Below are 6,206 nucleotides of genomic sequence, written 5' to 3'. Positions count from 1 at the left end.
TCCCGGTCCGTCCCGGTGATCACCTCCGTGCTCCCTCCCCCGATATCGATTATGGTCATCCCCGACGCCCGCACGACATTGTCGTCACGAACGGAGAGATAGGTGTAGCGAGCCTCGTCCCGGGCGCTTATGATCTCGACATCGAAACCGAAGGCATCCCGCACGGATGCCAGGAACTCGCCACTGTTCGCGGCCTCCCTCAACGCTGCGGTGCCCACGCAGAATAGGTGCCGAACATCATGTGACGCCGCGATGGCGACATAGCGTCCGAGTCCTTCCATCGTTCGGAGCATAGCCGGACCGCTCAGGCGGCCGGAGTTTGCGAGGCCCTCCCCGAGCCTCACGATGGTAGACATATCGATAACGTCGCGGAACACCCTGTTCTCATCGTCCCTGTCGACGACGACGAGAAGGACCGTATTCGTACCGATGTCAATGGCGGCACATTTCATTTGACATCCTCACGAGAAACCCCATAAGATACGGCTCATGGAACCGGGCGGCCTGTCAGCGATGAATGTAAGCGGTCTTGCCGCCTTCATGTCGGGGTTCCTGTCATTCTTCACGCCCTGCATCCTTCCCCTTGTCCCCTCGTACCTCATCTATATCAGCGGGATAACGGTCGGTGATGTAGCCGCTCCGACGAAGGAACACAGGAGAAGGGTATTTTTTCATTCCCTCAGTTTCATCCTCGGCTTCTCTTTCGTCTTCGTGGCCCTCGGGGTCTCCACGTCGTTGCTGGGCGGTTTCTTCGCCGAGTACCAGGCATACATCATACGCCTCGGCGGGATCATTCTCATCCTCCTCGGCCTCTTCTACCTCGATATCATAAAGATATCTTTCTTCAACCGCCAGTACATGATGCAACTCGAACAGAAACCCGTCGGTCTCGCCGGCTCCTTCGTGGTCGGCCTGACCTTCTCCCTGGGCTGGACGCCCTGTGTCGGCCCGGCACTCTCTTCGATCCTCATCGTGGCGTCCATGGCCGGGAAAACCTCCCATGGGACCTACCTGCTTTCGCTCTATTCTCTCGGACTGGCGATACCCTTTGTCGTCTCCTCGCTCCTCTTCGACAAACTGTTCATTCTCTTGAAGAGGTTCGGCTTCATCGCGCAATACGCCGTGAAGGTGCTCGGAGCGCTTCTCATCCTCCTCGGCCTTCTTATGGTCAGTTCCTATTACATGACGCTCAATCTCTGGATAGGGACGTTGCTTCCGTCGGGGGTGTGAACCTGAACCTCGAGGCCCGGGATGACGAAACGGTTACAGGTCAAGCTCCTGAAACTCGTTCTGGAACCGTTCCCTGAACTTCTTTATGACCCTGCTCTCGATCTGCCTCGCCCTCTCTCGTGAGATCTTGAACTGCTGGCCTATCTCCTGGAGGGTCAGCGGTTCTTCCGCCATGATCCTCTGTTCGAAAATGAAGATCTCTTTCGGGTTGAGATCTTTCTTGAACTCCTTCACCCTCTGCGCGAGGATCTCCCGCTTCTCCTTGTCCGATACGACCTCCTCGACGTCATCTCCGCTCTTGATCATATCCATGACCGTATCGTCGCTCTCATCGTGAATGGGAGAATCCAGGGAAACGTCCGTGAAGGCCAGCCTCTTCTGCATTTCCTCTATCTCTTCTTCCTTCACGTCGAGGTTGCTCGCAAGGAGTGCCGGGGCCGGGAACATCCCCAGGGCCTCCAGTTTCTGCTTCTCCTTGTTGAGGCGGTAGAAGAGCTTTCTCTGGCTCTGTGTCGTCCCCACTTTGACGAGACTCCAGGAATCCATGATGTACTTCAGTATGTACGCCCGTATCCAGAACGACGCATAGGTGGAGAACTTGGTGCCCTTGTAGGGGTTGAACTTCTTCACGGCGTGAAGGAGGCCGACATTCCCCTCCTGGATGAGGTCGAGGACATTGAGGTAGGTGTTGTAGTACTCCAGCGAGATCTTCACCACCAGCTTGAGATTCGACATGACAAGTTTTTGCGCGGCATCCCTGTCCTTGTCCTCGAAGACCCTCCTTGCCACCTCGAACTCCTCCTCCCGCGTCAGGACGCTGTAGCGCGAAACCTCGGAGAGATACTTCCGTAAGGGGTCGAAGGTGGTGGGAAGCGAACTGTCTTCAGACCGCTCGCTCACCGGCCGTTTCTCGAGGATACTGTCGTCATCCATTGTGGCAAACCTCTAGTCGGCCCGTATCTGTATCAACTGGCCGACGATACTCACCGCTATCTCCTGCGGCGTTTCGGCACGGATGGAAAGACCGATGGGGGCATACACCCGGGAAACAACCTCATCGGAATAGCCTGACTCACGCATGAGGTCGAAGATGATCTGCACCTTTCTCCTGCTCCCGATCATACCGACATACCGGGCGTTCCTGGAAAGGGCGGCCCGCAGGACATCGGCGTCGTGAGAATGGCCCCGGGTGACGATGACGATGAACTCACGCCCTGTGAAGCTCAGAGAATCGAACGCCTCCACGAAGTCTCCTACCACGATCTCCGCCGCCTCGGGGAAACGTTCGGCGTTGGCGTATTCCGTCCTGTCATCGATGACGACCACGTTGAAATCGACCATGTTCGCCATCCGCGCAATGTATTGGGACACGTGCCCCGCCCCGAACACATACAACCTGGTGCGGTCGAAGAGAGGCTCGACGATGAACCTGCCCTCCCCGACGATCACGGGCCTTCTTTCACCGAAAAGGCCCAGGTGACCCGCAGCGCTACCCTCATCTATGGGATCTCCCGTGATCACGAGACCCTCTTCAATGAGGGTCTTCGTGAAAACACCGGTGGCCAGGGCGGTCACAACAACAGCCATTCCGCCCTTTCGCTCCAGCTCCGCAAGGCGGGCGTAGAGAGGTCTGTGCGCCTGCCCCACAGGCTCCAGGAGAACATCCACGTTCCCCCCGCAGAGCATGCCCTGTTCCGCAACGGTCCTGGAATCCATTCTCATGTGGAAGATGGAGGCCCTGTCCTCGCTCATCTTTCCTGCCGCTTCTTCCTGCACATAGCGTTCGAGCAATCCTCCGCCCACGGTCCCAAATGACCGTCCCGTCTCATCAATGAACATCTTCGCCCCGACATCGCGCGGCGCCGAGCCCGAGCGGCTGATAACCGTCGCAAGAACCCCCCGGCTGCCCGCTTCCAAATGTTCCCTGATGATCTGGAATATATTCATTTACAATCCCTGCGACATCCGGGGACGCGACCTCACGCCTGCCCGGGACCTCTGTTGTATTCGTGGAGGATCGCCTCCAGCACCCCGCCCCCGATCCCGCGAGCCTTGTCGGAGATGGTGTAGCAGTAATCCTTCTTCGCCCGAGGGTCCACATCACCCACCTTTTCAGCGATCTCGACGTCCATCTCGCGGATGAGACCCCTGAGCACCCCGTCGAAGGGAGCATAGACCGGCTCCTCCCCGACATAGAGAACGAGGTCGCCCTTCTTCACCTCATCGCCCATCCGGTGGACGTGTCTCACCCGCCCCGCCACGGGGGAGCGAAGAACCCTTTCCTTTCCCACGCCTTTCATCTCACCCGGCAGACCCGTGTACGGCTCGGCCATGCCATCATAGATCACCCGCCCGAGGTCATGTCCCCGGTTGCTCTCCACCACGACATGGACGTCCCGGGGGGCCACAAAACCGGGACCCACGCCTACTACAAAGGAGGCCTCGTCTCTTCTCGTTCCGAGATTCCTCTTGGCCATGATGGCGTCAATGACAACATCGGGAAAGAGCACGGCGATGCTTTTCCATTCGGGATCCACAACGACGGCGATCCGGCCCGCCCGCCAGACGGCATCCACCCGGGAGGCATCATCCACAAGCTGGCCCGTAACGCCCTCGACCTCCGCGACGCCATCATGGATGGCCTCGCAGAAGGAGACAAACCGCCGGACACACAGGGGCCTCGGCATATCGAGCATGACAATGCGCTGTATCCCCGCCCGGTAAAGCCTGTGGGCAATACCCGAGGCCATCTCACCGGCCCCCTTTATGATCACGGACAGTTCCGCGACACTATTCTTCTCAAGCGGCACTTCCTTCCACCTCCGCTGGCTGACACTCTCCGAACTCACCCTTTTTCGACCCTGTATCCCCGTCGTCTCAGGACCCTGAGGTCCTCCTCCGTATCGATATCGAAAAGGATGCCTTCGTCGCCTTCTATAAATAGCACATCTGTGCTGTGCTTTTCTATAACTTCGCGGAGACCCCTGTCGCCATCGAGGAGTTCCATCTCCTCCCTGTAAGGCCCGCATCGCATAAGGACCGGGTGACCTTTCATTCCCTCGTGGACGGGAACGATGATCCTCCTGTCCGTGTCGCGATACCCTTCGACCATGGCGGCCAGAAAAGCCTTCTTCACGAAAGGCTTGTCACCAAGATGAAAGAAGACTGCCTCCGCGCCCCCGATCCACGGCAGGACCGCCTTGATGGAACTCGACATTCCCTGCCGGTGGTTCTCATTCCGGACCACCCTCACGTTCAAGCCTGTGAGGGCCGCTTCAACGGGAGCGATATCGCTCCCGCCGACAACGATCACCTCACCAAGACCGGCCTCCACGAAAGGGGTGGCCGCCCTGCGGATGACGGGCTCCGAGTCTATCCTCAGGGTCAGTTTGTTGAAACCGAGCCTTTTCGATGAACCTGCGGCAAGTATCACGGAATAGATACCGGTCATAAGATGCGAGTCCCGTCAGTCGTCACCGTTCCTACCTTCTTTCATGGTTTTGCGCAGGCCCTCGATGAGGCTGTCGACATCGACACCGTGGACCTGGGCGCCCTGTTCGATGGTCTCGAAGAGGGCGGCCTCGCATCCGGCACAGCCCAGGCCGAACTCCTCGAATACACGTGCTGCCTGTGGAAACTTCGCAAGGACTTCCCGAATGGACGTCCTCTTGTCGATCATCCCTTCCCTCCGGTCCCTGTCTCGGAAATCACGCTGGTTCCGCTCTTCAAAAAACATCCGCGGAAAAGATGAATATATCGGTGTCCTTCGACTTCCATGCGTCTTTCGGGAGGCCCGCCTTGTAGCAGGTGTACTCAAGGAACTCGGTCCTGTCCCATTTCTGTTCCGTCGCCACCTGAGGCAGCAGCAGCCCCGAATGCACGCCCTTTTCTATGTACAGCCCGTGGACCCCGACCTCTATCTCGTTCACATCGTCGATCTTTCTCATCGGAGTCAGGACCGAGATCTCAAAATCGATGTCCTTCCACTCGTCGCTTGTGACAGGCTCGAACCTGGGATCGTTGAAGGCCGCCTGGATCGCCATCTCCTTCACCGTCTCGTAAAGAGGAAGATACCCTCTCACGTAGCCTATGCATCCCCGCAGGCTGCCGCAGTTCCTGATCGTCACAAAGGCGCCGCACTTCTCCTTCAGGGGTCCCGTCACCTCAACGGGAGTCGTTTCCTTCCCGAAGAGAACACCTTCGATCGTATCCTTGACGAGCGCCTTGAGCCTCTGTCTTTCTTCAGGCGAGAGCACCATTCAACCATCCCTTGTGATCATTTCTCAAAGAATATCGCCGACACGTATCCCACAACGCCGCTGCGGTCCCCCGATACATCACCCGAATTGGCATATTTCAGGACCCTGCCCGCCTCGGCCCCAAGTTTCCGGGCCGTCATCATGGCGGTGATCATCGGTCCGGCGCCACATGCCTGTGCTTTCTCGGAGCGCGTGTCCCTGATCATTGCCGCGATATCGAAGTTTTTGAGGTGCTCCACCGTCACGGCATCGATCTTCACGGCCGAGGCATAGGGATAATAATGGGAGAGGTCCGTGCTCGCCACGATGAGATAGCTTAACGGGGAGGCGGAAACCATCTCCTTGAGGGCATCGGATGCCTTCTCGTACAGTTCCTCCGTCGCCGCCCCCATGATGAGCGGCAGGAGAAGAAGCTCCTTGAAGACGCACTGGAGGAAGGGCAATTGGACCTCCAGGGAGTGTTCCGACCTGTGGACATCCCTCCTGGCAACAAAGACATCTTTCGCCTCAAGGAGTTCCCCGGCCCCCCTCTCATCAATACCGATATCCCCGAGCGGTGTTCTGAAGCTACCCGTCTCCCACAGGGCAACGCCTTCGAAATATGCCCTGTGGCTCGGGGCGATGACGATGACGCTGTCGACAGGGAGTTTGGAAACAGCCTTGTAGGCGAAGGCCGCCACCTGTCCCGAATACACGTATCCGGCATGGGGACAGACT

General features: G+C 58.1%; 8 protein-coding genes. 1 reads left to right on the top strand and 7 read right to left on the bottom strand.

The genetic code is table 11. From position 1 onward, the window contains the following. Positions 1–452: hypothetical protein (locus tag GXX82_11370; protein ID NLT23636.1), on the bottom strand; the 452-nt coding region annotated here is incomplete at its 3' end. 37 nt (positions 453–489) lie between these two features. Between GXX82_11370 and GXX82_11365 the strand changes: the two genes are divergently transcribed. Continuing rightward, complete coding sequence (locus tag GXX82_11365) at positions 490–1,230, top strand: cytochrome c biogenesis protein CcdA (protein NLT23635.1); 741 nt, start codon at positions 490–492, stop codon at positions 1,228–1,230. Between the two features lie 33 nt (positions 1,231–1,263). Here the strand turns inward: GXX82_11365 and GXX82_11360 are convergent, their stop codons facing one another. From GXX82_11360 to amrB, 6 genes are all read right to left on the bottom strand, one after another. Further along, positions 1,264–2,163, bottom strand: coding sequence for an RNA polymerase factor sigma-32 (locus GXX82_11360; GenBank protein NLT23634.1), 900 nt, complete (start codon positions 2,161–2,163; stop codon positions 1,264–1,266). Positions 2,164–2,175: 12 nt separating this feature from the next. Further along, entirely contained in the window at positions 2,176–3,177 is a 1,002-nt protein-coding gene (locus GXX82_11355; protein NLT23633.1) for an XdhC family protein, read from the bottom strand. 32 nt (positions 3,178–3,209) lie between these two features. Further along, positions 3,210–4,259 (bottom strand): EF2563 family selenium-dependent molybdenum hydroxylase system protein, encoded by a 1,050-nt coding sequence (locus GXX82_11350; protein NLT23632.1) that lies wholly within the window; start codon positions 4,257–4,259, stop codon positions 3,210–3,212. A gap of 437 nt (positions 4,260–4,696) precedes the next feature. Next, a complete protein-coding gene (locus GXX82_11345; protein NLT23631.1) occupies positions 4,697–4,909 on the bottom strand; it encodes a DUF1858 domain-containing protein in 213 nt (70 codons plus the stop codon). Between the two features lie 46 nt (positions 4,910–4,955). Further along, a complete protein-coding gene (amrA, locus tag GXX82_11340; GenBank protein ID NLT23630.1) occupies positions 4,956–5,489 on the bottom strand; it encodes an AmmeMemoRadiSam system protein A in 534 nt (177 codons plus the stop codon). Positions 5,490–5,506: 17 nt separating this feature from the next. Next, positions 5,507–6,206: AmmeMemoRadiSam system protein B (amrB, locus tag GXX82_11335; protein ID NLT23629.1), on the bottom strand; the 700-nt coding region annotated here is incomplete at its 5' end.

It is taken from the genome of Syntrophorhabdus sp., assembly GCA_012719415.1.
In the GTDB taxonomy this organism is placed as follows: Bacteria; Desulfobacterota; Syntrophorhabdia; order Syntrophorhabdales; family Syntrophorhabdaceae; genus Delta-02.
This window is presented reverse-complemented; position numbering and strand designations above follow the sequence as displayed.

Bases quoted from the DNA above. Each gene is read 5' to 3' on its own strand.
- GXX82_11360 (NLT23634.1), bottom strand. From the start codon at position 2,163: ATGGATGACGACAGTATCCTCGAGAAACGGCCGGTGAGCGAGCGGTCT.
- GXX82_11365 (NLT23635.1), top strand. From the start codon at position 490: ATGGAACCGGGCGGCCTGTCAGCGATGAATGTAAGCGGTCTTGCCGCC.
- GXX82_11345 (NLT23631.1), bottom strand. From the start codon at position 4,909: ATGATCGACAAGAGGACGTCCATTCGGGAAGTCCTTGCGAAGTTTCCA.
- GXX82_11350 (NLT23632.1), bottom strand. From the start codon at position 4,259: ATGCGGGCCTTACAGGGAGGAGATGGAACTCCTCGATGGCGACAGGGG.
- GXX82_11355 (NLT23633.1), bottom strand. From the start codon at position 3,177: ATGAATATATTCCAGATCATCAGGGAACATTTGGAAGCGGGCAGCCGG.
- amrA (NLT23630.1), bottom strand. From the start codon at position 5,489: ATGGTGCTCTCGCCTGAAGAAAGACAGAGGCTCAAGGCGCTCGTCAAG.